Source organism: Streptomyces sp. NPDC056580 (genome assembly GCF_042793175.1).
Classification (GTDB): domain Bacteria; phylum Actinomycetota; class Actinomycetes; order Streptomycetales; family Streptomycetaceae; genus Streptomyces.
On record NZ_JBHTVE010000018.1, the window covers coordinates 100,765 to 125,669 of the forward strand.

At 71.6% G+C, this 24,905-nt stretch carries 25 protein-coding genes; 15 read left to right on the forward strand and 10 right to left on the reverse strand.

All coding sequences use genetic code 11. From position 1 onward, the window contains the following. The first annotated feature begins 5 nt into the window (after positions 1-5). The 4 genes from ACFQ9Z_RS33235 to ACFQ9Z_RS33250 are packed head-to-tail and all read left to right on the forward strand — an operon-like array spanning position 6 to position 3,244. Complete coding sequence (locus ACFQ9Z_RS33235) at positions 6-1,073, forward strand: amidohydrolase family protein (protein WP_383028322.1); 1,068 nt, start codon at positions 6-8, stop codon at positions 1,071-1,073. A 1-nt stretch (position 1,074) separates the two neighbouring features. Continuing rightward, positions 1,075-1,830, forward strand: coding sequence for an iron-sulfur cluster assembly protein (locus tag ACFQ9Z_RS33240; RefSeq protein WP_383028330.1), 756 nt, complete (start codon positions 1,075-1,077; stop codon positions 1,828-1,830). After that, the gene (locus tag ACFQ9Z_RS33245) at positions 1,827-2,852 is read left to right on the forward strand and encodes an NAD(P)-dependent alcohol dehydrogenase (protein WP_383028341.1); all 1,026 of its coding nucleotides are present in this window, start codon (positions 1,827-1,829) and stop codon (positions 2,850-2,852) included. Before ACFQ9Z_RS33240 ends, ACFQ9Z_RS33245 begins: the two co-directional genes overlap by 4 nt. A gap of 59 nt (positions 2,853-2,911) precedes the next feature. After that, positions 2,912-3,244 (forward strand): putative quinol monooxygenase, encoded by a 333-nt coding sequence (locus ACFQ9Z_RS33250; protein ID WP_383028345.1) that lies wholly within the window; start codon positions 2,912-2,914, stop codon positions 3,242-3,244. A gap of 118 nt (positions 3,245-3,362) precedes the next feature. Here ACFQ9Z_RS33250 and ACFQ9Z_RS33255 read toward each other — a convergent pair whose 3' ends face one another. Beyond that, positions 3,363-4,130 (reverse strand): TetR/AcrR family transcriptional regulator, encoded by a 768-nt coding sequence (locus ACFQ9Z_RS33255; RefSeq protein WP_383028351.1) that lies wholly within the window; start codon positions 4,128-4,130, stop codon positions 3,363-3,365. A 111-nt stretch (positions 4,131-4,241) separates the two neighbouring features. Here ACFQ9Z_RS33255 and ACFQ9Z_RS33260 point away from each other — a divergent pair, with 111 nt between their 5' ends. After that, positions 4,242-4,628: a VOC family protein gene (locus tag ACFQ9Z_RS33260; protein ID WP_383028357.1), complete on the forward strand. Its 387-nt coding sequence runs from the start codon at positions 4,242-4,244 to the stop codon at positions 4,626-4,628. An 81-nt stretch (positions 4,629-4,709) separates the two neighbouring features. Here the strand turns inward: ACFQ9Z_RS33260 and ACFQ9Z_RS33265 are convergent, their stop codons facing one another. The 5 genes from ACFQ9Z_RS33265 to ACFQ9Z_RS33285 all read right to left on the reverse strand — a co-directional run bounded on the left by ACFQ9Z_RS33265 (position 4,710) and on the right by ACFQ9Z_RS33285 (position 9,460). Then, complete coding sequence (locus ACFQ9Z_RS33265) at positions 4,710-5,489, reverse strand: D-Ala-D-Ala carboxypeptidase family metallohydrolase (protein WP_383028362.1); 780 nt, start codon at positions 5,487-5,489, stop codon at positions 4,710-4,712. A gap of 351 nt (positions 5,490-5,840) precedes the next feature. Beyond that, positions 5,841-6,986 (reverse strand): serine hydrolase domain-containing protein, encoded by a 1,146-nt coding sequence (locus tag ACFQ9Z_RS33270; RefSeq protein WP_383028365.1) that lies wholly within the window; start codon positions 6,984-6,986, stop codon positions 5,841-5,843. Next, positions 6,986-7,192: a hypothetical protein gene (locus tag ACFQ9Z_RS33275; RefSeq protein ID WP_383028368.1), complete on the reverse strand. Its 207-nt coding sequence runs from the start codon at positions 7,190-7,192 to the stop codon at positions 6,986-6,988. The genes ACFQ9Z_RS33270 and ACFQ9Z_RS33275 overlap by 1 nt, the downstream gene beginning before the upstream one ends. Before the next feature lie 112 nt (positions 7,193-7,304). Beyond that, on the reverse strand, positions 7,305-8,483 hold the full coding sequence (locus ACFQ9Z_RS33280) for a Cmx/CmrA family chloramphenicol efflux MFS transporter (protein ID WP_383028371.1): 1,179 nt from the start codon (positions 8,481-8,483) through the stop codon (positions 7,305-7,307). A gap of 272 nt (positions 8,484-8,755) precedes the next feature. Continuing rightward, on the reverse strand, positions 8,756-9,460 hold the full coding sequence (locus ACFQ9Z_RS33285; protein ID WP_383028374.1) for an SDR family oxidoreductase: 705 nt from the start codon (positions 9,458-9,460) through the stop codon (positions 8,756-8,758). 100 nt (positions 9,461-9,560) lie between these two features. Between ACFQ9Z_RS33285 and ACFQ9Z_RS33290 the strand changes: the two genes are divergently transcribed. From ACFQ9Z_RS33290 to ACFQ9Z_RS33305, 4 genes are all read left to right on the forward strand, one after another. Then, positions 9,561-10,157 carry a TetR/AcrR family transcriptional regulator gene (locus ACFQ9Z_RS33290; protein ID WP_383028377.1) on the forward strand — a complete coding sequence of 199 codons (597 nt, stop codon included), beginning with the start codon at positions 9,561-9,563 and terminating at the stop codon, positions 10,155-10,157. 257 nt (positions 10,158-10,414) lie between these two features. Next, positions 10,415-11,329, forward strand: a complete 915-nt coding sequence (locus ACFQ9Z_RS33295; RefSeq protein WP_383028380.1) for an NADP-dependent oxidoreductase — start codon at positions 10,415-10,417, stop codon at positions 11,327-11,329. Positions 11,330-11,504: 175 nt separating this feature from the next. Further along, positions 11,505-12,566 carry an alkene reductase gene (locus tag ACFQ9Z_RS33300; RefSeq protein WP_383028495.1) on the forward strand — a complete coding sequence of 354 codons (1,062 nt, stop codon included), beginning with the start codon at positions 11,505-11,507 and terminating at the stop codon, positions 12,564-12,566. A gap of 9 nt (positions 12,567-12,575) precedes the next feature. Continuing rightward, on the forward strand, positions 12,576-13,055 hold the full coding sequence (locus ACFQ9Z_RS33305; RefSeq protein WP_383028388.1) for a MarR family winged helix-turn-helix transcriptional regulator: 480 nt from the start codon (positions 12,576-12,578) through the stop codon (positions 13,053-13,055). Positions 13,056-13,411: 356 nt separating this feature from the next. Here ACFQ9Z_RS33305 and ACFQ9Z_RS33310 read toward each other — a convergent pair whose 3' ends face one another. Next, positions 13,412-14,404, reverse strand: a complete 993-nt coding sequence (locus tag ACFQ9Z_RS33310) for a helix-turn-helix transcriptional regulator (RefSeq protein WP_383028391.1) — start codon at positions 14,402-14,404, stop codon at positions 13,412-13,414. Positions 14,405-14,504: 100 nt separating this feature from the next. Between ACFQ9Z_RS33310 and ACFQ9Z_RS33315 the strand changes: the two genes are divergently transcribed. Then, entirely contained in the window at positions 14,505-14,903 is a 399-nt protein-coding gene (locus ACFQ9Z_RS33315; protein WP_383028395.1) for a VOC family protein, read from the forward strand. Positions 14,904-15,035: 132 nt separating this feature from the next. Here ACFQ9Z_RS33315 and ACFQ9Z_RS33320 read toward each other — a convergent pair whose 3' ends face one another. Together ACFQ9Z_RS33320 and ACFQ9Z_RS33325 are read right to left on the reverse strand one after the other, a co-directional pair. Continuing rightward, positions 15,036-15,974 carry a sigma-70 family RNA polymerase sigma factor gene (locus ACFQ9Z_RS33320; RefSeq protein WP_383028400.1) on the reverse strand — a complete coding sequence of 313 codons (939 nt, stop codon included), beginning with the start codon at positions 15,972-15,974 and terminating at the stop codon, positions 15,036-15,038. A gap of 10 nt (positions 15,975-15,984) precedes the next feature. Continuing rightward, on the reverse strand, positions 15,985-17,175 hold the full coding sequence (locus ACFQ9Z_RS33325) for an NAD(P)/FAD-dependent oxidoreductase (RefSeq protein WP_383028405.1): 1,191 nt from the start codon (positions 17,173-17,175) through the stop codon (positions 15,985-15,987). Between the two features lie 612 nt (positions 17,176-17,787). On the opposite strand from ACFQ9Z_RS33325, the gene ACFQ9Z_RS33330 reads away from it, so the two are divergent. Then, positions 17,788-19,815 (forward strand): HelD family protein, encoded by a 2,028-nt coding sequence (locus ACFQ9Z_RS33330; RefSeq protein WP_383028498.1) that lies wholly within the window; start codon positions 17,788-17,790, stop codon positions 19,813-19,815. A gap of 154 nt (positions 19,816-19,969) precedes the next feature. After that, entirely contained in the window at positions 19,970-20,479 is a 510-nt protein-coding gene (locus ACFQ9Z_RS33335) for an ATP-binding protein (RefSeq protein WP_383028408.1), read from the forward strand. Between the two features lie 120 nt (positions 20,480-20,599). Here the strand turns inward: ACFQ9Z_RS33335 and ACFQ9Z_RS33340 are convergent, their stop codons facing one another. Then, complete coding sequence (locus tag ACFQ9Z_RS33340; protein WP_383028411.1) at positions 20,600-21,022, reverse strand: STAS domain-containing protein; 423 nt, start codon at positions 21,020-21,022, stop codon at positions 20,600-20,602. 233 nt (positions 21,023-21,255) lie between these two features. Between ACFQ9Z_RS33340 and ACFQ9Z_RS33345 the strand changes: the two genes are divergently transcribed. The 3 genes from ACFQ9Z_RS33345 (at position 21,256) to ACFQ9Z_RS33355 (ending at position 24,861) form a co-directional block, all read left to right on the forward strand. Further along, entirely contained in the window at positions 21,256-21,609 is a 354-nt protein-coding gene (locus ACFQ9Z_RS33345; protein ID WP_383028416.1) for a helix-turn-helix transcriptional regulator, read from the forward strand. A 214-nt stretch (positions 21,610-21,823) separates the two neighbouring features. Further along, complete coding sequence (locus tag ACFQ9Z_RS33350; protein WP_383028419.1) at positions 21,824-22,513, forward strand: hypothetical protein; 690 nt, start codon at positions 21,824-21,826, stop codon at positions 22,511-22,513. Beyond that, positions 22,513-24,861: a tetratricopeptide repeat protein gene (locus ACFQ9Z_RS33355; protein ID WP_383028423.1), complete on the forward strand. Its 2,349-nt coding sequence runs from the start codon at positions 22,513-22,515 to the stop codon at positions 24,859-24,861. The genes ACFQ9Z_RS33350 and ACFQ9Z_RS33355 overlap by 1 nt, the downstream gene beginning before the upstream one ends. The last annotated feature ends 44 nt before the right edge of the window (positions 24,862-24,905 follow it).

Consider the following 24,905-nt stretch of genomic DNA (forward strand, 5'->3'; position numbering starts at 1 on the left):
CCGGCGTGTACAGCAAGGACGGCGAGAAGTACTTCATCGTGGACGCGCACATCGCGCTGTGGGACGCACGCCCAGAGAACCAGCTCAACATCCACGGCAAGCAGTTCATCGACTGCTTCTACGACTACCACCGCAACCTGAGCCCCGAGTCGGAGGTGTGGCCGTACGAGGAGTACCTCTACTACGGCGGGCAGCGGCTGATGAAGGACCTCTTCGCCGACGGGTACGTGGACCACGCGATCTTCCAGCCCGCCTTGCTCAGCGCTTTCTACCGCACCGGCTTCGGGCAGACGGAAGAGGCCTTCGCGCTGACCCGGCAGCACCCCGACAAGCTGACCTACAACCACTGCTGGGACCCCCGGTACGAGGAGCGGGGCCTCGATCAGCTGCGGCGCGATGCCGACCGGTTCCAGCTCAAGGGGGCCAAGCTCTACACCGCGGAGTGGCACGGCGACTCACGCGGCTACAAGCTGGACGACCCGTGGTCCTACCGCTACCTGGAGCTGGCCCAGGAACTGGGCATCAAGAACATCCACCTCCACAAAGGGCCGACGATCCGCCCGCTGGACCGGGACGCCTTCGACGTCGCGGACGTCGACAAGGCCGCGACGGACTTCCCCGAGCTGAACTTCGTCGTCGAGCACTGCGGGCTGCCCCGGCTGGAGGACTTCTGCTGGATCGCCACCCAGGAGCCCAACGTGCACGCCGGACTCGCGGTCGCCATGCCGTTCATCCACACCCGCCGCCGCTACTTCGCGCAGATCATCGGGGAGCTGCTGTACTGGCTGGACGAGAACCGCATCCAGTTCTCGAGCGACTACGCGCTGTGGACACCCCGGTGGCTGATCGAACGGTTCGTCGACTTCCAGATACCCGAGGACATGCAGGACGAGTACGCCCCGATCACCGTCGGACAGAAGAAGAAGATCCTCGGCCTGAACGCGGCGGCCATGTACGGCATCCCGGTGCCCGCCGAGGCCGAAGCGGCGCCCACCGCCCCGGGCCCGGCCGCCGGCGAGGCCGCCGGTGCGGCCGGGGCCGCCTCCGTCGCGGCGCAGCCCACGGAGGTGTGACATGCCCGCCGGCACGCTGGAGCAGCGGGCCAGGAAGGCACTGCACGCGGTCCTCGACCCGGAACTGGACGAACCGATCACCGACCTCGGCTTCGTCCGCTCGGTCGAGGCTGGCCCCGGCCGCGGGCTGACGGTGCACCTGCGGCTGCCCACGTCCTTCTGCTCCCCGAACTTCGCCTACCTCATGGCCTCGGACGCCAAGGACGTCCTGGCCGCCCTGCCGGACGCCGGCCGGGTCACGGTCCTGCTCGACGACCATCACGACTCCGACCTGATCAACCGCGGCCTGGCGGCCGACGCCGGGTACCGGGGCACGTTCGGCGCCGAGGCCGAGGAGAGCCTGGAGGAGCTGCGGCTCGTCTTCCGGCGCAAGGCCCACGCCGCGGCGATGGAGCGGGCCCTCACCGTGCTTCTGCGGCAAGATCCCTCACTCACCGAGGAGCATCTGCCCGAGGTGGTGCTCGGCGACCTGCCCGACACCTCGGCGACCAGGGCGCTGCTGCGCCGGCGCGCGGCCCTCGGTCTCGGCACGGCGCCTGCGGAGCCCCTCCTCGTCGACGACGACGGGCGCCCCTTCGCCCCGGACGAGATCCCGCTGCGAGTGCGGTTCGCCCGCGCGATCCGCATCTCGCTCGACGGCAACGCCCACTTCTGCCGCGGTCTGCTGCGGACCCGCTATCCGCAGTCCGCCGCCGACCAGTCCCCCCGGGCCACGGATCCGCGGCCCGCCGCGCCGCCCAAGGAGAAGGCCTCGTGAAAGCAGTCCAGGTCGTCGGCTACGGCCGCGACCCCGAGATGACCGACGTGCCGGAGCCCTCGGTCACCGGCCCGTACGACGTGGTCGTCAGGATCGGCGGCGCCGGCGTCTGCCGGACCGACCTGCACATCCTGGAAGGGCAGTGGGCGCAGAAGTCCGGGGTGACGCTGCCGTACACGATCGGGCACGAGAACGCCGGCTGGGTGCACGCGGTGGGCAGCGCGGTCACCAACGTCGCGGAGAGCGACAAGGTCATCGTCCACCCGCTGATCACCTGCGGACTGTGCCGGGCGTGCCGGTCCGGTGACGACGTCCACTGCGAGCAGAGCCTCTTTCCCGGCATCGACACGGACGGCGGCTATGCCGAGTACCTGAAGACCTCCGCGCGCAGCGTGATCCGCATCGACGAATCCCTGGAGCCGGCCGACGTCGCCGCCCTCGCCGACGCCGGCCTCACCGCGTACCACGCCGTGGCCAAGGCGGCCCGGAAGCTGCGGCCCGGCGACCGCTGCGTGGTCATCGGCGCGGGCGGGCTCGGGCACATCGGCGTGCAGGTGCTCAAAGCACTGACGGCCGCCGAGACCGTGGTCGTCGACCGCAACCCCGACGCGGTGAAGCTGGCCGGCTCCATCGGCGCCGACCACGGCGTCGTCGCCGACGGGGGACACGTGGAGCAGGTGCTGGAGCTGACCGGCGGCGGGGGAGCGGAAGTGGTGATCGACTTCGTCGGCGAGGGCGGCGCCACCCGGGACGGGGTGCGCATGCTGCGCCGCGCGGGCGACTACCACGTCGTCGGGTACGGCGAGAACATCGACGTGCCGACCATCGACATCGTCTCCAGCGAGATCAACTTCATCGGCAACCTCGTCGGCTCCTACAACGACCTGCGCGAGCTGATGGTTCTCGTCGCCCAGGGGCGGGTCCGCCTGCACACCACCCGCTATCCGCTCGACCGCTTCCAGGACGCCCTGGCCGACCTGGACGCGGGCCGGGTCCGGGGCCGCGCGATCCTCGTCCCCTGAACGGCGCCCCCGCAAGAGCCCGGGCCACCGGGCACACACACCGTCTGTGAGGAGAACCGATGATCTTCATCACCGCGAAGTTCCGTGTCCTGCCCGAGCACGCCGACGCCTGGCCCGAGATCACCGGGGAGTTCACCCGGGCCACCCGCGCCGAACCGGGCTGCCTGTGGTTCGAGTGGTCCCGCAGCGTCGACGACCCGACGGAATACGTGCTGATCGAGGCGTTCCGCGACGACGACGCCGGCGCGGCGCACGTCGGCTCCGACCACTTCCGCACGGCCTGCGCGACTCTGCCACGCCACCTCGCGGAGACACCCCGCATCGTCAATGTGACCGTCCCTCAGGACGACTGGTCGCGCCTCGGTGAGATGGCGGTGCCGGGGGAGAGCTGACCGGGTTCCCTGCGAACACGGGCGCGCCGTACGGCCCGAGGAACTCCTCAGGAGCGCTTCGCCCCGGCGGGCCCGTGCACCCGGTGGTGAGAACAGCGCCCAGCGACGGCGCAGGCCGCTACCGGGACCTGTCCACGATGAGGCGGGTGAGGCCGTCCAGGACGCGTTGCAGCCCGAAGTCGAAGGCGTGTTCAGGGCTGTACACGCTCTGGTGGGCTGCCCCCGCGGCGCTCCCGACCCGGGCTGCGAGGGGGAACCGGGTGGGATCGAAGACCCTGGCCAGCAGTGGCGCGTTGACGGCCCACCACTGCTCGTCGGACATGGGGCTGTCGCGGGCGGCCCGGGCGTCGAGCTCGGCACGGGCGACGGACTGGACGAAGCCGAGCAGGAAGGTGAGGGCCGCGTCCATCTCGACATCGTCGAGTCCGAGGCCGTCGAACGCCGCCAGTTCGTGCTCGTACTTGGTCATGAGCCCGGGACCGAGCGGCGGGCGCGTGGTGGGCAGGGCCGCCACCCAGGGGTGGCGCCTGTACAGGTCGCGGTTCTCGTGCGCGACGGCCTCCACCCTCGTACGCCACGGCACGGCCGTGTGATCGGTGCGCGGCATCTGCAGATAGGCGGCGTCCAGCATGAGGTCGAGCAGCTCCGCCTTGCCCGGGACGTACGTGTACAGCGTCATTGGCGTGACGCCCAGCCGCTGGGCGACGCTGCGCATGGTCAGGACGTCCAGCCCGCCGGAGTCGGCGAGCTCGGTGGCCGCCCGGACGACGGCGTCGACCGTCAGGCCCTGCTTGGGGCCGCGCCGGGGGCCGCCTTGCCCGGGCTCGCGCCACAGCAGTTCCAGGGTGCGGGCTGGGTCGTCCGTTCCGCTTCGTTCCTTCGCCATGCGCCCTGTCCGTTCCCCTGGCGGCTGCGGGGTGGTTCCGCACGCCTCCTTTTCCCCGTACGCTGTATATAGTACAGCGTACGGAGATAGATCTCTGACTCAGGGGAATCCATGAAGATCGCGTCCACCGCCGTCTCCCTCACCGTCGACGACGTTCCTGCCTCCGCCGCTTTCCTGGCCAGGCACTTCGGTTTCCAGCAGGCCGCGGCCGCCGAAGGCTTCGCCTCCCTGGTCCGAGAGGACGCCGTCAATGTGATCTTTCTGCGGCGCGGCACCGAGGTCCTGCCCGACGGATTCAGGGACCAGCGTGCGGCGGGCGTGATCATCGCGTTCACCGTGGCTGATCTTGACTCCGAGTACGAGCGACTGCGGGGTGAAGGCGTCCCCATCACCATGTCGCTGCGCGAGGAGCCGTGGGGTGAGCGCCTCTTCCAGGTCACCGACCCGAACGGCGTGATCCTCCAGCTCGTCGCCTGGGCGACGACCGGCAACCCGTGACGGCCCAGAGGCCGATCGCGCCTGTGGCGGCCGGCCCCTGACGCCCTGTGCGCGCTCGTCGACGCAGGGGCCGCGAAAGGGTCACACGACGCCGCTTTCCCACCACCAGGAGCCGGAGCCGTACGAGGAGTACTGCACCCGGCTGTCCACGTGCTGCCACGAGTGGCTGTAGGCCTCCAGACCGGAGAAGCCGCAGGTCTCGGCGATCTTGTACACCTGAAGTGTGGTGTGACCCGCGACCACGATGTCCGCGGCGACCCCGTAGACGTGCATGCTGTTCGAGGCGCCGCCCACCGATGAGTTGTGGGCGATGCTGCGGAAGCCGGAGTTGATGGTGATCGAGGTGTTGCCGGCCTTCTTGCGCACCGCCTCCAGCTTGTACATCAGGCGGCGCACGTTCTCCTTGACCTGCGTGGCACTCACCTTGCCGCCGCTGAACCCCGAGCCGTCATTGGAGTAGAACTCGCTCCAGTCGAAGTGCGCGGAGGAACCGTCGCCGCTTTCCAGGCTGTTCAGCACGCTCTGCGTCTGCGGTCCGACGACACCGTCCGCCGTCAGGCCGTACGCGGACTGGAACCGTCGGACCGCGCTCTCGGTGCCCGGTCCGAAGGCGCCGTCCCAGGCGACGTACGTCTGCTGGGCGCTGGGTGCGGCCCAGCCGCCGACGCGCACCTGCAGTTCCGTCACGTCGGCACCGCTCATGCCCTGCTGGAGCGTGCGCGTCCAGCCGTACGCCGACGCCGTGCCCGCCGTCCCCGCGCCGACGGCGAGTGCCATCCCGGCAGCCGCCGACCAGCCTGCCGCGCCGCGCAGGAGGGTGCGACGCCCGATGCCGCCGTCCGTGCTGCCCGCTGCGTTCATGCCCGCCATCCCACGTCCCTTTCCGTGCTTCCCCGGTCCTGGTCGTACCGCGCTGAAAGCGCCCGCGGCCTTGCAGGCGCGACCCGTCCGACAGACCGCAGGTTCATGACAAGATGATTGACGCATCAACAGGGTTTGCCAACCCCACGGTCCCCATCGGCTGATGGATTCCTGGAGGACCGCGAGATGCCGGCCGGCCGGGGTGCGCCGCGCCCGAGCGGACCGGTGTCGCGTCGACCCCGCTTGCTCACCACGTCGGCAGGCCACGCACGTCTACCCGGACGCCCGTGTGTCAGAACACCCCGATGCTCGCGATGCCGGCGGCCCCTGTCCTGCGGCACCCGCGGCGCTTCAGGCCCCCGCCGTGGAGCGCCAGAAGTCCCGCATCAACCGGGGCGGGGTGGGGCTCTCCATGGCCACCTGGGTCAGCAGGATCGTCACCGTCCCGGTGGAAGGGATCAGATGGGCCGCCGTGCCGGTGCCGCCGACCCAGCCGTAGCGGCCGGGGACGTTCCAGGGCGCGGAGGATGTGACGTCGACCTGGCCGCCGTAGCCCCAGCCCTGGCCCTCCAGGAAGAGCGTGCCCGCGTCGCGCTGGGCCGCGGTGAGGTGGTCGGTGGTCATCCGGTCCACGGAGGCGGACGTGAGCAGACGGCGGCCGTTCGCCTCGCCGCCGTTCAGCAGCATCCGGGCGAACGCCAGCCAGTCGTCGGCCGTGGACACCAGTCCGCCCGCGCCGGACGCGAAGCGCGGCGCGCTCGCGAACACGCCGTCCGGGGTGTCCGTCCGCACCAGCGCGCCCGCGCCGTCGGGGCGGTAGGCGGACGTGAAGCGGTCCCGCTTCTCCGGCGGCACCATGAAGCCGGTGTCCGCCATCCCCAGCGGCTCCAGCAGCCGTTCCGTCAGGTAGTCGGGCAGGGGGCGGCCGGAGACCCGGGCGATCAGCACCCCCTGCAGGTCGGAGGCCGTGTTGTACAGCCAGGCCTCTCCGGGCTGGTGCAGCAGCGGGACCCGGGACAGGGCCGCCAGCCAGGTGTCCTGGTCGGGCATGGACTGCGGGGCGCGGCCGTCCCTCTGCACCTCGAAGAGCGCGCGGACGGCGGGGAGCGTGAAGTCGGCGGGGAAGCCCCAGCCCGGCCGCGAGCTCAGCACGTCCTCGACGGTGATGGGGCGGACGGCCGGGACCACGTCGTCCACCGGTCCGCCGGGCGTGCGCACCACCACCGGTTTCTCCAGTTCGGGCAGCCACTCGGCCACCGGATCGGCCAGGCCGACGGCGCCGTCCTCCACCAGCGTGAGCAGAGCGGCGGCGACGATCGGCTTGGTGATCGAGGCGATGCGGAAGAGGGACTCACGGGTCATCGGCGCGGAGCCGTCGGCGTCCACCGACCCGACGGCCACCACCTCGACGTCGTCCCCCCGTGCCACCAGCCCCACGGCCCCGGGAACCGTCCCGTGGTCGACGTGCCGTCGCAGGCTGTTGTGCAGATCGCTCATCAGCGGGCCTCTTCCGAACCGGCGCGGGTGTGATGCTGTCTCCTGACGACAGACTTCCGGCCGTCCGGAAACTCATCGCTCGACTGCTTCCACGCCTGCACCACGGTCTCGATGTGGGCGCTGCGCGTGATGCCCGTCCGCAGCCACGAGGCCAAGGACGCCTGCGAGAACAGCCCTCCCGCGGACGAGTTGCGCGACGAGATCATCGGACTCCTCGCCGACCGCCCATGCGCATCGAGGTGCACCCGTACTCCGCACTGGCCGCCGACCCGGCCTGAGTGCGGAGGCGTCCCGGGCGTGCCCGCGTCAGCACGCGTGTCACCGCACCGTCTCGGTACTCCGGCCGTCCGCGACCACGGTGCGCAGGGGGAACGCGACCAGCAGTGCGAATGCGACCAGGAGCCCGCTCGTCCAGAGCGGCCCGAGGTCCCCGAAGGCGGTGCGCAGGGTGGTCGCGGCGACGAGTGGTCCGAGGGCCGCGCCGACGTTGAGTGCGGCGGTCGCGTAGGCGCCGGCCATCGTGGGGGCGTCCGCCGCCTCGTACAGGACCCTCGTGATCAGCGTGCCGCCCAGCGCGAACGACAAGGCCCCCTGCACGAACACCAGGGCAAGCAGAGCGACCGGCTCGTCGGCCAGCAGCGCCAGGGCCGGCCAGCCGGCGAGCAGCAGCGGGCCGCCGACCACCAGAACCAGTCCGGGGCGCTGGTCGGACAGCCGGCCGGCAGCGCTCATGCCGACGAACGAACCGCCGCCGAACAGGACCAGAGCCACGGAGACCCACAGCTCGCCCAGCCCGGCGGTGCCGGTCACCACGGGTGCGAAGAAGGTGAAGCTCGCGAAGGTGGCCGCGTTCACCAGCGCGCCCAGCAGCATCACCAGGAGCAGCCGCGGCCTCCTGAGCTGTGCCAGCTCGGTGCGCAAGGTCGGCCCGTCGCGATCGTCCGGCTTCACACGAGACGCTGGGATCCCAGTGAGGACGCCGACGGCCGCGGGCAGGCAAAGGGCGGCGACGGCCCAGAACGTGGCCCGCCAGCCGAGCAGCGTGCCGAGGACCGCTCCGCCCGGGACCCCGGCGATCGTGGCCACCGTGGTACCCGACAGCAGCACGGCCAGCGCCCGTCCCTTCCTGCCGGGCGGGACGAGCGCGGCGGCGGTCGTCAGGGCCACGGCGAGGAATCCGGCGTTCGCGAGTGCTGCGACGGCCCTGGTCGCGGACAGGACCGCGAAGCTCGACGTGGCAGCGCCCGCGGTGTGGGCTGCCAGGAACACGAGGACGAACCCGAGCAGGCTCGACCGGGCAGGCCAGTGGCGGGCGAGTACCGCCATGAGCGGGGCCCCGGCCACCATGCCGATCGCGAAGGCCGACGTGAGAGCGCCGGCTGTCCCGACCGTGACGTGCAGATCTGACGCGATGTCCGGCAAGAGGCCGGCGAGCATGAACTCCGAGGTGCCCATGGCGAAGACCGCCACGGCAAGCAGGTATAGGGAGAGAGGCATCGAGTGGCTCCGAGGTGAGGAGAAGCACGAGAAGGTCATCTCGTCACCGCGGCCAGCCCCAGGGCGCCCTCGTCCGGTCGTGGAACGCGGCGCGACGGCGGGGCTACGAACTCAGTGGTTCAGGGGGCTGACGGCGTGACCGAAAGCCCCCACCCTGTCCGACTCAGGACTCGACATGGCCCGCACGCTACCCGGCCGGCACCCGCCCGGGCACCTCGGTTTCCCGGAAGCGGTCTGCGGCAGCGGCGGGGGTCGGACGCCTGCGGGGGCGGTCAGGCCGCCATGAACTGGCGGTACAGCTCGGCCGGGTCCGCTGCCAGTCCGGCCTTGACCTGTCGGGTGATGTCGTCGGCGAGGACCTCGAAGGCGCCCTGCTCGATACCGTCGAGCGCCTGTACGGCGACATCGCGCGGGCTGGTCTTCGGTGCGTCCACGTCCGCGGCCAGTTCGGTGTCGACGTAGCCGACGTGCAGACCGGTGACCGTGATGCCTCGCGGCCGCAGTTCAAGGCGCAGGGAGTTGCTCTGCTGCCACAGCGCGGCCTTGGAGGCGCTGTAGGAGCCGGTGAGACCGATCCAGGACAGTACGGAGTGGATGTTGAGGATGTGGCCGCCGCCGTTGCGCTCGATGGCTGGTGCGAGGGCTCTGGTGACCAGGAGGGGACCGAAGAAGTTGATCTCGAAGTCGCGACGCACGTCCGCCAGGGGAGTCTCCAGGAGCGAGCCGCCGACCGAAGCACCGGCATTGTTGATCAGGATGGTGACGTCCTGCGCCTGCTCGGCCGCGGCGGCCACGGAAGCCGGGTCGGTGACCTCCAGTGCCAGCGGCACGGCGTCGGGGTGGGTCACGGTGCGCGGGTCGCGGGCCGTGGCGTAGACCTTGCTCGCGCCGCGCTCGTAGAGCTGTTCCACCAGCTCCTTGCCGATGCCGCGGCTGCCGCCGGTGACGAGGGCCACCGAGTCCTTGATGTCAGTCATGTCGGGAGACCGTTCTGGAGAGCTGGAGGAAACCGATCGGTTTCCAGTAACTGTAAACCGATCGTTTTCCGTGTGGCAAACGGAGCCGTAGGCTGGGCGCATGACCGAAGCGACCCCCGCCCCCACCGCGGCTGCGGCAGTGCCTTCCACTCGTGACCGGCTCCTCGACGCCGCGGCGGAACTCTTCTACCGGGAAGGGGTGCACGCCGGAGTCGAGGCGCTGTGCCGCGCGGCGGGGGTGTCCAAGCGTTCGATGTACCAGCTGTTCGGGACCAAGGACGAAGTCATCGCCGCGAGTCTGGAGCGCTCGGCCGCCACCCACCGCGCGGCCCTGCTGCCGGACGCCGACGACGGCCGGCCGCCCCGGGAGCGGATCCTCCACGTCTTCCGGCGTCTTGAGGCGCTGTCCGCGGGCGTGGGCTTCCACGGCTGCCCGTTCGTCGCCGCCGCCGTGGAACTCAAGTCCCCCGATCACCCGGCGAGCCGGGCCGCCCGCCGTCACAAGGACGCGCTGACCGCCTACTTCCGGCGTGAGGCCGAGGCCGGCGGAGCGTCCGATCCCGCGTCGCTGGCCCAGCGCCTCACGGTCGTCTTCGACGGGGCGAACTCCTTCAGCGTCGTACAGGGGCGCCCCCTGGACGGCTTGGCGGTCTCGATGGCCACCGCCCTGCTCGACGAGGCCGCAGTCGCGGGATGAAGGACGCGTCGCCGGCCTCCGCGGGGCGGCCGGCGACGTAGTCCCGGCTGTCGCCCCCTGCCTCTGTCGCCCTCATTGGCCGGGACCCCTGTGTGTATGCGGGAGTCATGGGCGGCGACGGTCGGCCGGGGTCGGCCGGGTGTCCCTGCCGGGCGCACCCGACTCCAATACTTGGCTAGCCACCTAATGCGTGCTACGTTTACGTGGTCGGCCACATAACGGGTCGTCGGATCGGTTCACCGAGGGAGACAGCAGTCATGAAGGCCATCGTTTTCGACACGTTCGGCGGTACCGAGGTCCTGCACGAGGTGGACGCCGAGATCCCCGAGCCGGGCCCCGGCCAGGTTCGCGTCCGCGTCCGGGCGGTCGGCGTCAACCCGGTGGACGGCAAGATCCGCTCCGGGATCATGGAGGCCATCTTCCCCACCACGCTGCCCGCCATCCCCGGCGGGGAGATCGCGGGGGTCGTCGACGCCCTCGGTGAGGGCGTCGACCGGCTCAAGGTGGGTGACGAGGTACTGGGCTGGTCGGACACCGGCGCCTACGCCCAGTACGCGCTGGCCACCGCGGCCGTCCTCGCCCCCAAGCCGGCCGGTCTCGACTGGACGCACGCCGCCGCGCTGCCCGTGGCGAGCGACGGCGCCGAGCGGGTCCTGGACCTGCTCGACGTCAAGGCCGGCGAGACGCTGCTGATCCACGGCGCTTCCGGCGCGCTCGGCACCATCGCCGTGCAACTGGCGGTCGCCCGCGGCGCCCGCGTCATCGGCACCGCCGGACCGGCCAACCAGGATCACGTCACCTCCCTCGGAGCCACCGCACTGGTCTACGGCGAGGGTCTGGTCGAGCGGGTGCGCGCTGTCGCACCGGAGGGCGTGGACGCCGTGTTCGACGCCGCGGGAAAGGGCGCGCTCGAGGACTCCATCACGCTGCGCGGCGGCACCGACCGGATCGTCACCACCGCCGACTTCCGGGCCGGTGAACTCGGCGTCGTCTTCGCCGAGGGCCCGCAGCGGCGTTCTGCCGCCCGCCTGGCCGAACTCGCCCGGCTGGCCGCCGCCGGCGAGCTGGTGACGACGGTCGGCGCGGTCCACCCGCTCGCCGACGCGGCCACGGCGCAGCAGGCCAGCGACGCCGGCCACAGCCGGGGAAAGCTCGTCCTCACCGTCGGCTGACCCGCCGGCCCACCATCGGACGATCCTCCTGCAGGCCCGCCCCGATTCCGCGCGCAGGGCCGCACAGAACCGGGGCCGGGTCTGCAGGCTCGCCCTCTTCCGGCCTGCCGCACCCGCACGACCCTCTCCGCGTCCCGCTCCGTACCGAAGGAAGGCCCTCGTGTCCGCCACCGACCTGAACGCCCTGTGGCAGCCCGCCCGCGCCGGGGACATCCACCTGCCGCACCGGCTCGCCATGGCCCCGATGACACGCAACCGCAGCACCGCTCAGGGCGTGCCCACCGAACTGAACGCCGAGTACTACGCCCAGCGGGCGTCGATGGCGCTCATCGTCACCGAGGGCACCCAGCCCTCCGCCGACGGGCAGGGCTACCTGCTGACACCCGGCGTCCACACCGCCGAGCAGGTGGCCGGGTGGCGCAAGGTCACCGACGCCGTGCACGCGGCCGGCGGGCGCATCGTGGTGCAACTGATGCACGTCGGGCGGATCGCGCACCCCGACAACACCCCGCACGGGCGGCAGCCGGTGGCGCCCTCCCCGGTGCGCCCGGCCGGCACGATGTTCACCGCCTCCGGGCCCAAGGAGATGCCCCGGCCCCGGGCCCTGTCCACCCGTGAGATCGCCACGACGGTCGAGGACTTCCGCCGTGCCGCCGCGGGCGCCGTCGAGGCCGGCGCGGACGGCGTGGAGATCCACGGCGCCAACGGCTACCTCGTCCACCAGTTCCTGTCCACCAACGCCAATGAACGCACCGACCGCTACGGCGGCTCCGTCGAGGGCCGCATCCGCTTCGCCGCCGAGGTCGCCGCTGCCGTCGCCCACGAGATCGGCGCCGGCCGGACCGCCATCCGCCTGTCTCCGGAGAACCCCTACAACGACATCCGCGAGGACGACAGCCACGAGCTCTACCCGGCACTGCTGAACGCCCTCGCGCCACTGGACCTGGCATACCTGCACCTGGTCCACTCCGGCGACGAACAGCTCCTGGACGCCCTCCGGTCGCTGTGGCCGGGCACGCTCGTGCTGAACCGCCCCGGCGCCGACCTGGCCACGCGCGCCAAGGACCTCACCGACGGCCGCGCCGACATCGTCTCCGTCGGCATGGCGGCCCTGGCAAACCCCGACCTCGTCGGGCGGGTACGCTCCCAGGCGCCGCTGAACACGCCCGACCCGGCCACCTTCTACAGCGGCGGCGAGACCGGGTACACCGACTACCCCGCCCGCCACGACGCCTGAGGAGAAGCGATGACCGACCCCGTTACCCGGCCTCCCAGCACGGCGCGCGACGGCAGCCTCAGCTATGCCGTGTTCCAGTTGGCCCGCGCCCATCGCGGCCACGCCGCCGCCATGCTCCGCGCCATGAACCTGCACCCGGGACAGGAGCTGCTGCTGATGCAGCTCTTCGACCGCGACGGCCAGACCCAGTCCGAACTGCTGGAGAGCGTCGGCCTCGACCACTCCACCGTCTCCAAGTCGCTGCGCCGCATGCAGGAGGCCGGACTCCTCACCAGGGAACCGGCCGAACACGACCGCCGGGTCATGGTCGTCCGGCTCACCGACGCGGGTCACGCCATGCGTGAACCCATCGCCGACATGTGGCGAGCCCTGGAGAGGCTCTCCGTGAGGAACCTGACGGCGGATCAGGTCGAGGCGTTCACCGAGACCGCCTACACCATCGAGCAGTCGATCAAGGAAGGCGACCGTCAGGCCCCGCCGCAGTCGTGACCGGCCGTACGTCCTCACGGCCCCGGACGCCGCCCTGCGCCGTGGCGCCGACCGGCCCGGCCGAAGAACGCCGGACCGCAGCCGTCCCGGTGATCCTCACCATCGTCGACGGCACCCGTCCCGGTCTGGACCGGCCGCACCCTGCGGTTCCCCCCCGGCACGCCGACACCGACTGGCGTATTCGCCCTCGTGCTGACCGCAGAGGAGATCACCGCCCGACTGGCCGTATCCCCCTCGGCGGGGACGAGGAGCGGGTGAACGCCGGCCGATGCGGCAGGACCCTCCGGATCCAAGGGCGCCGCTCGTAGCGTTCAGGGCATACGAACGGCTGACCGGTGACCCGGAGACCGTCGCGGTCAGGCTCGGCGGGCGTAGGACGTGAGGCGATCGGCGAGCGCGACGACCAGGTCGCGCAGTTCGTCGGGGCGCTCGATGACGAACGGCCGGTCCAGGGAGGCGAGTACCGGAGGCAGCCAGTCGAGCCGCTGCGCCCGCAGCTCGACACGCAGCCAGCGTCCGGCCGTCCGGTCCTCCTGGCCGGCCGCGGGCTCGTGCTCCTCCAGGCTCGCGACGCCGGCCGGAAGGTGGGCGCGGATATGCTCGACCGTCCCGTGGATCCGCAAGGTCACCTGGTGCCGGTACTCGGCCGTGGCGAACGCCGTCAGCAGGCGCTGTGCCGGATCCGGACCGACGGGCGCTTCGAATGTGCCGGGCAGCGTCCGCGCGTCTGCGACGCGATCGAGCCGGAACGTTCGGTCCTCGCCGATCCGGGCGTCCTCGCCGGTGACGTACCACCGGCCCGCATGGGCGACGATCCCGTACGCGTGCAGCGTGCGTTCGCTGCGCCGTCCGTCGCGGTCGGTGTAGCGGATCGAGACCGGTCGGTGGTGGCGTACCGCATCGGCGATCGTGAGCAGGACCCCGGCGTCCGGGGTGTCGAACTCGCCGGGCTGTTCCGTGAAGGCGAGAGCTTCCAGGAGTGTGTCGAGCCGGCGGGCGAGGTGCTTGGGCAGCACCCGCCGGATCTTCGCGTGTGCCGTCTCGCTTGCCGTGTTCTGCGTCGTCGTCAACCCTGTTCGGCGGCCGGCGACCAGGCCGAGCAGCACGGCCAGCGCCTCGTCGTCGCTGAGCATGAGCGGCGGCAGGCGGTAGCCGGGGGCGAGGCGGTAGCCGCCGTAGCGGCCGCGCACCGATTCCACCGGCACGTCCAGGTCGATCAGCTGGTCCACGTACCGGCGCACGGTGCGACCTTCGACGCCGAGCCGGTCGGCGAGTTCGGCCACCGTCCGGGTACCGCCCGACTGCAGCAGCTCCAGGAGTGTCAGCACGCGGCCGGTGGGTCCAGGCATGCCAGCAGGCTAACGCGAATACAGGACCGATTCTGTCCACTATTTCTCCTAGCCTGCGTCGTGCCCGCTTCCCGCCTCCAGCACAGCCCAGGAGATTCCCGTGGACTTCGTCTCGATCCGCATCATCACCAGCGACGTAGCGCGCCTCGTCGACTTCTACGAGCGAGCCACGGGGGTGCGGGCGACGTGGGCCACGGAGGACTTCGCCGAACTCAGGACCGCGGGCGCCACCCTCGCACTCGCCGGCACCCGCACGGTCCCGCTGTTCGCCCCTGGCTCTGCCCGTCCGGCTGCCAACCACAGCGTGATCACCGAGTTCCTCGTCGACGACGTGGACCGCGTACACCAGAACCTGACCGGCTTCGTCACCGACTTCGTCAACGAGCCCACCACGATGCCCTGGGGCAACCGGTCGCTGCTGTTCCGTGACCCCGACGGCAACCTCGTCAACTTCTTCACCCCCGTCACCCCCGCTGCCATCGAGAAATTCGCACGCTGACGACCGCACGCACAACCGCTCACCCGAAAGCCCTGAGGTCTCGCGGGAAGTCCGCGCTCGTGTGCGGGCATCGACGCCGGCAAGGGCGCCGTCCTGGCCCCGGCTCGGGCCGCTGGATTCCGGAGGCCCCGGTCACCACGCGCTGACGACCGGAGGGTCGGGTTCGTGCTGCCGCCAGGCCTCGTTGAGGCGCGCGAGTCGGTCCGCGGCGGCGATCCCGCGCAGGGACGAGACCATGCCGTCGCCCACTTCGAACACCACGATGCCCACGACCCCGTCGTCGGTCACGGCGAGGACGGCCGGGGAGCCGTTGACCAGCGCGACGTGCATCGCGGGGGAGCCCCCGGCCAGCCGCCGCTTCGCCGCAGTGGGCGTGAAGCCCGCCCGCACGTAGGAGGCGACCCGCTCGCGGGTGGTGAACCGCAGCAACCGCCTGGCCGGTCCGAAGCCGTCCGACACCGCGGTCGCGTCGGCGGTGAGCAGCGCCACCAGCCGTTCGGTACGCCCGGACGTGGCCGCGGCGAGGAACTCCTCGACGATCCGGCGCGCGGCGGCGGGGTCCACCTCGTCGCCGACGCGGCGCTCGGTGGTGACCCGGCGTCGGGCCCGGTGGACATGTTGCTGGCTCGCGGATTCGGTGATGTCGAGGATCCCGGCGATCTCGGCGTGGGGGTACGAGAAGGCCTCGTGCAGGACGTAAGCGGCCCGCTCGACCGGCGAGAGGCGCTCCATGAGGGTCAGTACGGCCAGGGACACCGACTCGCGCTGCTCGACGGTTTCGGCCGGGCCGAGCATGGGGTCGCCCTCGAGGAGCGGCTCGGGCATCCAGTCGCCGGCGGCGCGCTCATGGCGCGCCCGCGCCGAGCGGAGCCGGTCGAGGCAGATGTTGGTGACGACCTTGGTCAGCCACGCTTCCGGCATCCTGACGCGTTCCCGGTCCGCGGCCTGCCAGCGCAGGAACGTGTCCTGCACGGCGTCCTCGGCGTCGTCGGCCGAGCCGAGCAGACGGTACGCCAGCGAGGCCAGCCGGTCCCGGCCGGCCTCGAACCGATCGATGGCTGGGCTGTCCATGCGCCGGAGCCTATGCGGCGGCCCGCACGCCGGCCCGGTCACGCGCGGTGGCCAGGCGGCGCTTGCGCTTGGGCATCCCGAAGGTCGGATGGGCGATGCTCCACCCGGCCCCCCGCAGCACGCCCGACTTGAGCCGTGCGGCGGTCCGGCCGCCGAGGTACCAGGATTTCGACCGGACGTCTCCGTCCACCATCTGGAATATCGCGTCCCGCCGCCCGAGGCTGATGTGGTTGCCGTAGTACTTCAACCCGGTGACCGGAACATCCCCGCCCGTCAGGCGCGCGATGATGGCGGCGGTCGCCTGCATGCCGGTGTAGCCCGCCGATGCGCAGGACATCGGCAGCGGCCGGCCTTTGTCGCCGATCGCGTAGGCGCAGTCACCGGCGGCGTAGACGTCCGGGTGCGAAAGCGAGCGCATCGTCCGGTCGACGACGATCTGGCCGGTCCCGGCGACCTCCAGGCCGCTGGCGGCCGCGATGGGGTGTACGGCGAACCCGGCCGACCACACGGTCACGTCAGCTGGGACTGACGTACCGTCGGCGGCGATCGCCCGGGTCGGCTCGACGGCTCGGATGCCGGCGTCTTCGTGGACGGTGATGCCGAGTCGGTCGAAAGCCTGGCGCAGGTGACGGCGGGCTCTCGGGGAGAGCCAGGCGCCCAGCTCGCCGCGGGCGGCGAGCGCGACCGAGAGGTCGGGCCGGGACTCGGCGAATTCGGTGGCGGTCTCGATGCCGGTCAGTCCCTCACCGACGACCAGCACGGTACCGCCCCCGTCCAGGCCTGCCAGGCGCTCACGCAGACGGAGCGCCGGGAACTGGCCGGTCACATCGAAGGCGTGCTCGGCCACGCCGGGCACGCCGTGGTGGGCTGCGGAGCTGCCGAGCGCGTAGAGGAGAGTGTCGTACACGACCTCGCCGTCGCCGTCCTCACCGGTCACGGCGACGGTCTTGCGCTCGGGGTCGACTCCGGTGACGCGCGCCAGGCGCAGCCGCACCCCGGTGCCCGCGAACACGTCCGCGAGCTTGCGGAACGCGAGGTCGCGGCCGATCGCGAGCTGGTGGAGCCGCATCCGCTCAACGAAGTCGGGCACGGCGTTGACGACGGTGATCTCGGTGTCGGCCGGAGAGAGCCGGCGGGCCAGGTTCCCGGCGGCGAAGGCGCCGGCGTATCCGGCGCCGAGTACCACGATCCGGTGCTTCATGGCGTTGCTCCTGTCTCGTTCGCGTGCACCCTGAACGAGACGGCGCTCCGATTACTGACAACAGCCGGGTGTGACGTGGGTCACCGAGGCAAGATGAGCGGCTGAGAGGTGCGCGGCTGAGAGGTTCTGCTGTGCCGGCCCGCTTCCGCCGACGTCCGATCCCGGTTCGGTGAAACTCGTGAACCACCTGGATCGTGCCTTCATGGGCGGCCCCCGGCGCCTGGTGCCGAACAGGCAAGTGAAATTCCAGCTCGCGAATCCGGCAGAGACACAAATCTGCTCAGTCCGCAAATCCGGCAGAGGCATGAAGTCCGTTCGGTCGCAATGGTTTTCGCGAGAAAACTCAAGCTTGACAGTGTTGTTGGGTTTGCTTATGTTCCACTCGGTCAAGTTTCCGTCGATCGATATCCGAAGGTGTTCATGACCGCGCCTCTCGCGTTGCCGACGTCCAGGCTGCGGTTGGTCCTCTCCATCCTCATGTTGTGTTCGCCGCGATCTGGACGGAGAACACCGTCCTGATGGCCGTCCTCGTCTGGCTCGAAATGGAAGGGACCCCTGTTGTCGGAAATTAATGATCCCGCCGTGCGTGTGGTCGAATCGGAGCAGGATTATGTGTCCTCCTTGTACGAGCTGCTCACCGAACGGATCAACGAGGCGCGACTACAGCGCGCGAGTGTGCTGAAGGCCCCGGCGGAAAGTGCCGGTGAGGCATACGAGAGGGAAATCGCCGCCGAGCGTCTGTCCCGGGAAATCGTCCGACTGGAGGGCGCCGAGAAGGGCCTGGTCTTCGGGCGCATCGACCGGACGGATGGCACGGCCCTGCGCATCGGGCGGATCGGGCTGCAGACGGAGGAGGATGAGCTGCCTCTCCTCGTGGACTGGCGCGCGAACGCGGCGCGGCCCTTCTACGAGGCGACACCGGTCCACCCGATGGACCTGCGGCGGCGCCGGCACCTGCGCATCGAGCAGCGCACGGTCACCTCGGTGAGCGACGAACTGCTGGACGGGACCGCCCCGACCGGCGAGGACGTCGTGGGGGACGGCCCGTTGACCGAGGCCCTGTCGGCACGGCGCGACGGCAGGATGCACGCCGCCGTCGCGACACTGCAGGCCGAGCAGGACGAGATCGTCCGCTCCGCCCACCGCGGGGTGACCGTCGTGCAGGGCGGGCCCGGCACCGGCAAGACGGTGGTCGCGCTGCACCGGGCGGCCTACGTCCTGTACGCGTTCCCGCGCGCCGCGGAGGAGGGCGTTCTGGTGGTGGGCCCGAACGCCCGGTTCCTCGACTACATCTCCGAGGTCCTTCCCTCGCTAGGAGAGAACGACGTCGTCATGGCGACCTGCCGGGAACTGGCCGGGGTGTCCCCGGACGAGGCGGGCCCGCTCGACACGGCGCGTCTCAAGGGAAGTTCCGACCTCGCCGACGCCCTGCTCGGCCTGCTGCGCGCCCACCAGGCCCCCGCCGGTGACTTCACCGTGCGGGTCGGACAGGAACTGGTTCACCTCCCCGGCGGGGAAGTCGCCGCGGCCCGCGACGCCGCCGCGGCAGCCGTACAGGGGCACAACCCCGCGCGCCAGGTGTTCAAAGAACTCCTGGTCGACGCCGTCGCCGAGGCGATGCAACGAGACATGGGCGACCTCCTGGAACAGATCGACGCCGATGCAGAAAGGATGACGGGTCTCAATCTCGACCGGTTCACGGGAGCCGCCCAGCGCCGTGTCGAAGGTGCGCCCGGCGCAGGTCCGGTCCACCAGCTGGACCTGGACGCCATCCGAGCCGATCTCCTCGACGATGCCGGCGTCGACCGGGCGGTCGAGGCGTTGTGGCCACGGCTGCTGGCCGGTGACCTCGTGAAGGCGCTCCTGACGAACGCCGACGCCCTCGCCGAGCGCCTGCCCCGTCTGACCGCGCAGGAGCGGTCCCTTCTGTCGCGCGGCCCGGACGACCCGTGGACCGATGCCGATGTGCCGTTGCTGGACGAGGCGGCGAGCCTGGTCGACGGGCCCCCCGAGCGGACGTACGGGCACGTCGTCGTCGACGAGGCGCAGGAACTGACCGCCATGCAGTGGCGGATGATCGTCCGCCGCTGCCCGTCGCGGTCGATGACGCTGGTGGGTGACTTCGCCCAGGCAGGCCCGGTCGCGACAGCACGCGACTGGAAGCAAGCGCTGAGCCCCCATGTCGGACCGCGGTTCAGGCTGCACGACCTGACCGTCAGCTACCGCACGACCCAGGAGATCCTGGAGAGCGTCCGGGAACTGCTCACGCGGATCGCTCCGGACCAGAGGATCACACGGTCACTGCGAAGCGGTGAGAGCCCTCGCACCGTGACCACAACTGCGGACGGGTTGGTCACCGCCGTCGTCCAGGAACTCCGCGCCCAGAGCACCGCGCACCCGGGCGAGCTCCTGGGAGTGATCTGCGCGGACACCAGGGCGGGGGAGCTGGAGGCGCAGGGCATCGCTCATCAGGCACGCATCGTGCCGGCGTCCGAAGCGCGCGGCCTGGAGTTCGACGGGGTCGTCGTCATGAACCCCGCGGAGATCATCACGAACCGCCCCGGTGGGGAAAGGGACTTGTACGTAGCTCTGACCCGGGCCACCAAGCGCCTCTGCACCATCACCGTCCAGCCCGCCTGACGGCTCGGCGCCCGCGTCGTCGGCGCGGGCACCGGCGCGGTGTGGACACCGGCCCGCGCACGGGTCTCCTGGGCGCACCGGGCTGTGTCCCCGTGGGGCGCAGCTGACAGCAGACACCGGGCGTGGTCCTCGCGGGCGGGGGTATCCGCGCGGAATGAACCGTGTATCGAAGGCGGCCGTGTCGGCCCCGGTGCCCGTGGGGGAGGGCGACGTCTCGACGTCGGCCGAACAGGTCATCCAGACCGCGGCGGCCCTGGACGGGGACGGCACCGTCATCGCCCGGGCCCGCAAGCTGGCCGCCGACTTCCTCACCCGTGTCCAGGCGGAACACGGGCTGCCCGTGTCGCAGCGTGCCATGGACCTCACCCAGCTCGTGGTCAGCGAGCTGGTCACCAACGCCCGCAAGTACGCTCCGGGGCCGGTCCTGCTGGACCTGCGGATCACCGGCGACCTGGTCGAGGTCGCGGTGTGGGACTCGGATCCCGTACTGCCCATCGCCCGGGCGGCGGACGTCGGCCGAGTGGGGCAGCACGGTCTGGAGATCGTGATGGCCGTCGCCCGGGGCTTCGAGGCCCAGCGTGAGCCGGTCGGTAAACGCATCACCGCCCGTATCGCGCTGGCCGACGACCCGGACGGCGCCGTCTTCGGACGCAGGCCCTTGTGAGACGGCGCCCTCTTCGGATCGGGCGCAGGCATTCGTAAGACGTGGGCTGTGAGGCGGCCGGCTGGGACACGTTCAGCCGAGGCGTCACCGACAGTGCGGTGCGCCCGCGAGGCGCGCGGCTCACGCGGAGCCGGAAGCGCCCAGTGACACGAGCCGGGAACGCTGCGGACCGACGCCGGGCAGCGACGCCGGCTTCGGTGAGGGCAGGGTGGCGGCCGTGGGGCGGCGCGGTTCTACGCCCCCCGATTGCTGCCGTGAGAACAGTTCGCGTGCTCCCAAGAGATCGAGCAGTCTGTCGGCCGTGGGGTTCGAGGCCCGGATGGTGACGGTCTTGCCCTGTCCTAGCGCCCGGTGGCGCAGCTCCAGCAGCACGCTCAGACCGGCGCAGTCACAGAAGTCGAGCCCGCTCAGGTCCAGCTCGACACCGCCGGCTGAGGCGGCGAGGGCTTCGTCCAGTCGGTCCCGGACCTGGTCGCCCGTATCGAAGTCGAGTTCACCGTGCACGGTCACCCGGATCCGGCTGTCGCTCGGTGCGGACGGCACGGCCGCCTGACCGCTTGGCAGCGGCCTCCCGGCGCCACCCCTCTCAGGGCACGAGAAGTCCGGCGCCATGAGGGACGAGGCCCGGTAAGAGGATGGCTGCACGGCTCACTCCCACATGCGCTCCGGCGGTCCGTATGAACAACGGTTCCTCAGATAACAACCCACGTCAACTGATACACGAAAGATTCTACGTGCTTTTCAATGCGTGCATGTCCTCTCCGTAGACTTGGGACATGGATGCGGTACCCGAGTCACACACCGGCTGGACGTTCCTGACGAACCACGCGCGCGTCCTCGCGGCCATCGCGGACAACCAGAACGCGCGCGTCCGCGACATCGCCGTTCGCTGCCGCATCACCGAGCGGGCCGTACAGAAGATCATCGCGGATCTGGAGCAGGCCGGTTACCTCTCGCACGTCCGCCAGGGGCGCGGCAACATCTACCGCATCGACCCCTCCAAGGTCCTGCGCCATCCGACGGAAGCGGGCCAGGGCCTCACGGTGGCCTCGCTCCTGTCGTTGCTCCTCCTGCAGGACGAAGCCCACCGCGCAACACCGTCCGGCGCGTCGGCACCCGCATCCGGCTGACGTCCGCGAGGCCCGGCCGCCGTCGGCGACGAGTCCTCCGCCGCCCGGCGATGCCCGCCCCGGTGACGCACGGCCGTACGCAGTGGCGCTCCGCTGAAAGTCGCAACCAGCCTGCACAGCACGCTACTTGACTATCATGTGACCAGCGACACGCAGTACGGCGTGGAGTGGATCGAGCCGGAGCACCGGCGGATCCGGGGGGAGCGGGGGGCACATGCCGAGAGCCGACGGGCGGCGCCGCGTCCTGGCGTGGGCCGGGGCCGGCGGGGCAGCGGCCGCGGTCGCGGGCGCCGCGCTGCTGTGGGATCCCGGACAGACGCTGGCCTGGGCCGCCGGTGTCGTCGCGGCAGCCACAGCCGCCTACCTCAGCCAGCAAGCACCCCAGCAGCTCCAGCAGACCCTGGCCCGGCGCCGGGCCGCGCGGGAACCGGCCGACGCCGCCCCGTTGGCCGTGGCCACGGAGATCAGGAACCACGACTACGTCACACTCGACCTCGGCGACCGCGTCGTCGACGTTCCGGCCGCCGGGCACACCGTCCGGATCGTCGTGACCTCGACCGGGCCCTCGGCCGTGGTGCTGACCGGGCTGAGGGCGGAGGTGATCTCCCGGGAGGAGGCACCCGGTGACCTCACCCGGCACGCGGCGGAGGTGCCGGTGCGGCGCTTCGAGATACTCCTCGACCCCGACCCGCCGCAGGTGCGCGCCCTTGCCGGGACCGACTTCCCCTACCGGATAGCAGCGGACGAGTCCGAGGTCCTCGACCTCCTCGTCAGCACCGAACGCGGCCTCGTGCGGTGGCTGCTGTGGCTCGACTGGGTCTCCGGGGGCCGCCAGGGCAGTACTCGCGTCGACATCCAGGGCCACGCGTTCCGCACCGCCGCACGCCTGCCGAGCGGCGCCTGATGGCGCCGGGCCGGGGCCGTGCCGGCGCGGTCACCCTGGCAGCGGCACTTCCCGCAGCGGCCGGCGGCACCGCCCTCGCCGCCACGGACGTGCACACCTGGCCGCCCTACGCGGCGGTGATCGCGGTGTCGGCTCTCTCCGTGCTGACGGCCCTCGCCCGGTACGGACGGCGCGGACGGGGCCCGGCGACGGAACCGGAGCGCGGTACGCCGGAATCCCCGGAGACGGTCACCGGACGCGGAGAGGACGCCTCCACCCGGACACCGCGGGCGCAGGACGGCGCGGACGACACGCCCGGCTCGCAGCGGTCCGTCTACGAGATGACGCGGCCCGTCCGCCCCGTACGCGTACAGGGGCTGCCGGACGACCCGCCCTTCACGGTACGGGTCGCCGTGCACAGCCACATCGCGCACATCGCCTCACCCGGGCTCCTGGGCACCCCCGAAGCGGTGCACATCCCGCTGACCGGGCACAACCTCCTGCTCTCCCTGACCGCGACGGGCCGGGACGAGGCCGTGCTGCGCTCACTGCGGGCCGAGGTGACGGACCGCCTGCCGCTGCGCGCGGACGGAATCTCCTTCGCAAGACCACGGATGCCCGACCTGGTCATGAGCGCCGACCTGCTGGAGTCCGCCCAGCGGGCGGTCCGCGCCTACCGGCGCCTGCGCAGTCCCGACGTCGTGGTGCTGCTGGACTCCTCACCCGCGCCCGCGCTGGCGGAAGCCGGCGCGGATCCCGCCCTGCCGCTGACCGCCGCACCGGGTGCGAGCGCCGGCCTGACCTGCGCACCCGTCACGGACGACGGGCGGTGGGTGCGGTGGCGGCTGACGGCGCAGATCGAGTGCGCGGGGCGCGTCTGGCGGCCCTGGTGGGATCTCACCGTCACCGCCACGACGGGCATGACGCGCTTCAGCCCCGACGCCGCACCGGAACCCCAGCCCGTGCACACTCTCTTCCCCGACCACTACGACCCCAGGGACCCGGAGGGACGGCAGGCAGACTCGGAAGCGGTCCGCGCGTTCCAACTGGCGTCCCACACGGCGCAGGACGGTCAGGGCGTGCTGGAGAGCCCGTCCCGGCCGGACCCGGATCCCGAGCCGCCCGGCGCCGCCGAGACCATCCGGCGCGCCGCCGTCCTGGCCGACGCCGGTGATCTCCCCGCTGCCGCCGAGGCCTACCGGTCGGCGGCGGAAGCGGGCAGCGGACAGGCCGCCTACCTGCTGGCCATGCTCACGCAGAACATGGGAGACCTGGACGGCGCGGCGCACTGGTACGAGAGGGCAGCCGCCCGCCGTGTCCCCGCCGCGTACAACAACCTCGGCGTGCTGGCCATGCTGCGCGGCGATCTCGACACGGCCGAACGCTGGTACCGCCGGGCCATGGACACAGGTGACTGGGCGGCGGCCGTGGGCCTCGGCGTCGTACGGGAGAAGCAGGGGGACGAGGCGCAGGCCGAGGAGCTGTGGCGGCTCGCCGGCAGGCGGAACGTCCCGAACGCGGACCAGAACCTCGCTGTCCTCTACCAGCGGCAGGGCCGGCACCGAGAGGCCGACGAACTGTTCACGCGCGCCGCCGAGGCGGGCGACGTCCAGGCGGCCGTGCACGTGGGTTACCGCTGTCACGAAGCCGGCGACCAGGCCGGGGCCGAGCGCTGGTGGCGCACGGCGGCCGATGCGGGCAGCGCGGAGGGCGCCTTCTACCTGGGGTCGTTACTCATGGCAGACGGACGGACCGGAGAGGCGGAACGGCTGTGGAAGCGCGCCGCCGAGCGCCTCGGCACGCCCGGACAGGGCGACGTGAGGACGCCGGCGGGGCAGGAGACGGGGACGGGCACCACCTACCGGGTCGGCGGCACGGCGGAGTCGGGCGAGGCATACGCCGCGTACCACCTCGGGCTGCTCCACCAGGAGCGGGGCGACGACGAGGCCGCTCTCGCATGGTGGACCCTGGCCGCCGGGGCCGGTCACGTGGATGCCGTGTTCCGGCTGTGCGAGCTGCACCTCAATATTCGAGGTGACCTCGAGGAGTGCCTGCGCTGGGCGACATTCGCGCTGGAGCTCGAAGGAGCGCCGCTCGGCCGGTTGGAGGCTCTTGCCGCGGGATTGCGCCGGGTCGCGGAGCAACTGGCCGGTGGCCGGGGCGCGTACGGGCCCGATCCCGGGGCCGCCGTGGAGGCCTGCTCCGTGGCGACCGAGGCCTACCGGCGGCTGTCCGCGCACGACGGTGCCCACCGTCCGGCCTGGGAGGAAAGCGTCCGGCGCCTCGCCACGCTGGCCGACCGCTCGGGCTCGCCGCGAGCGCGCCGGCTGACCGCGAGCGCCGAGGCCCGACTGCGGGCGGCGGGCTGAGCGCAGCGCACCGTCCACAGCGGCCGGGCGCCGTGTACCCCGCT

Excerpts from the sequence above, each read along its gene's own strand:
- ACFQ9Z_RS33255 (WP_383028351.1), bottom strand. The coding sequence starts at position 4,130 with ATGGCGAAGGAACGAAGCGGAACGGACGACCCAGCCCGCACCCTGGAA.
- ACFQ9Z_RS33350 (WP_383028419.1), top strand. The coding sequence starts at position 21,824 with ATGCCGAGAGCCGACGGGCGGCGCCGCGTCCTGGCGTGGGCCGGGGCC.
- ACFQ9Z_RS33355 (WP_383028423.1), top strand. The coding sequence starts at position 22,513 with ATGGCGCCGGGCCGGGGCCGTGCCGGCGCGGTCACCCTGGCAGCGGCA.
- ACFQ9Z_RS33335 (WP_383028408.1), top strand. The coding sequence starts at position 19,970 with ATGAACCGTGTATCGAAGGCGGCCGTGTCGGCCCCGGTGCCCGTGGGG.
- ACFQ9Z_RS33285 (WP_383028374.1), bottom strand. The coding sequence starts at position 9,460 with ATGACTGACATCAAGGACTCGGTGGCCCTCGTCACCGGCGGCAGCCGC.
- ACFQ9Z_RS33240 (WP_383028330.1), top strand. The coding sequence starts at position 1,075 with ATGCCCGCCGGCACGCTGGAGCAGCGGGCCAGGAAGGCACTGCACGCG.
- ACFQ9Z_RS33265 (WP_383028362.1), bottom strand. The coding sequence starts at position 5,489 with ATGAACGCAGCGGGCAGCACGGACGGCGGCATCGGGCGTCGCACCCTC.
- ACFQ9Z_RS33275 (WP_383028368.1), bottom strand. The coding sequence starts at position 7,192 with ATGATCTCGTCGCGCAACTCGTCCGCGGGAGGGCTGTTCTCGCAGGCG.
- ACFQ9Z_RS33280 (WP_383028371.1), bottom strand. The coding sequence starts at position 8,483 with ATGCCTCTCTCCCTATACCTGCTTGCCGTGGCGGTCTTCGCCATGGGC.
- ACFQ9Z_RS33320 (WP_383028400.1), bottom strand. The coding sequence starts at position 15,974 with ATGGACAGCCCAGCCATCGATCGGTTCGAGGCCGGCCGGGACCGGCTG.
- ACFQ9Z_RS33290 (WP_383028377.1), top strand. The coding sequence starts at position 9,561 with ATGACCGAAGCGACCCCCGCCCCCACCGCGGCTGCGGCAGTGCCTTCC.
- ACFQ9Z_RS33325 (WP_383028405.1), bottom strand. The coding sequence starts at position 17,175 with ATGAAGCACCGGATCGTGGTACTCGGCGCCGGATACGCCGGCGCCTTC.
- ACFQ9Z_RS33250 (WP_383028345.1), top strand. The coding sequence starts at position 2,912 with ATGATCTTCATCACCGCGAAGTTCCGTGTCCTGCCCGAGCACGCCGAC.
- ACFQ9Z_RS33305 (WP_383028388.1), top strand. The coding sequence starts at position 12,576 with ATGACCGACCCCGTTACCCGGCCTCCCAGCACGGCGCGCGACGGCAGC.
- ACFQ9Z_RS33345 (WP_383028416.1), top strand. The coding sequence starts at position 21,256 with ATGGATGCGGTACCCGAGTCACACACCGGCTGGACGTTCCTGACGAAC.
- ACFQ9Z_RS33270 (WP_383028365.1), bottom strand. The coding sequence starts at position 6,986 with ATGAGCGATCTGCACAACAGCCTGCGACGGCACGTCGACCACGGGACG.
- ACFQ9Z_RS33310 (WP_383028391.1), bottom strand. The coding sequence starts at position 14,404 with ATGCCTGGACCCACCGGCCGCGTGCTGACACTCCTGGAGCTGCTGCAG.
- ACFQ9Z_RS33260 (WP_383028357.1), top strand. The coding sequence starts at position 4,242 with ATGAAGATCGCGTCCACCGCCGTCTCCCTCACCGTCGACGACGTTCCT.
- ACFQ9Z_RS33295 (WP_383028380.1), top strand. The coding sequence starts at position 10,415 with ATGAAGGCCATCGTTTTCGACACGTTCGGCGGTACCGAGGTCCTGCAC.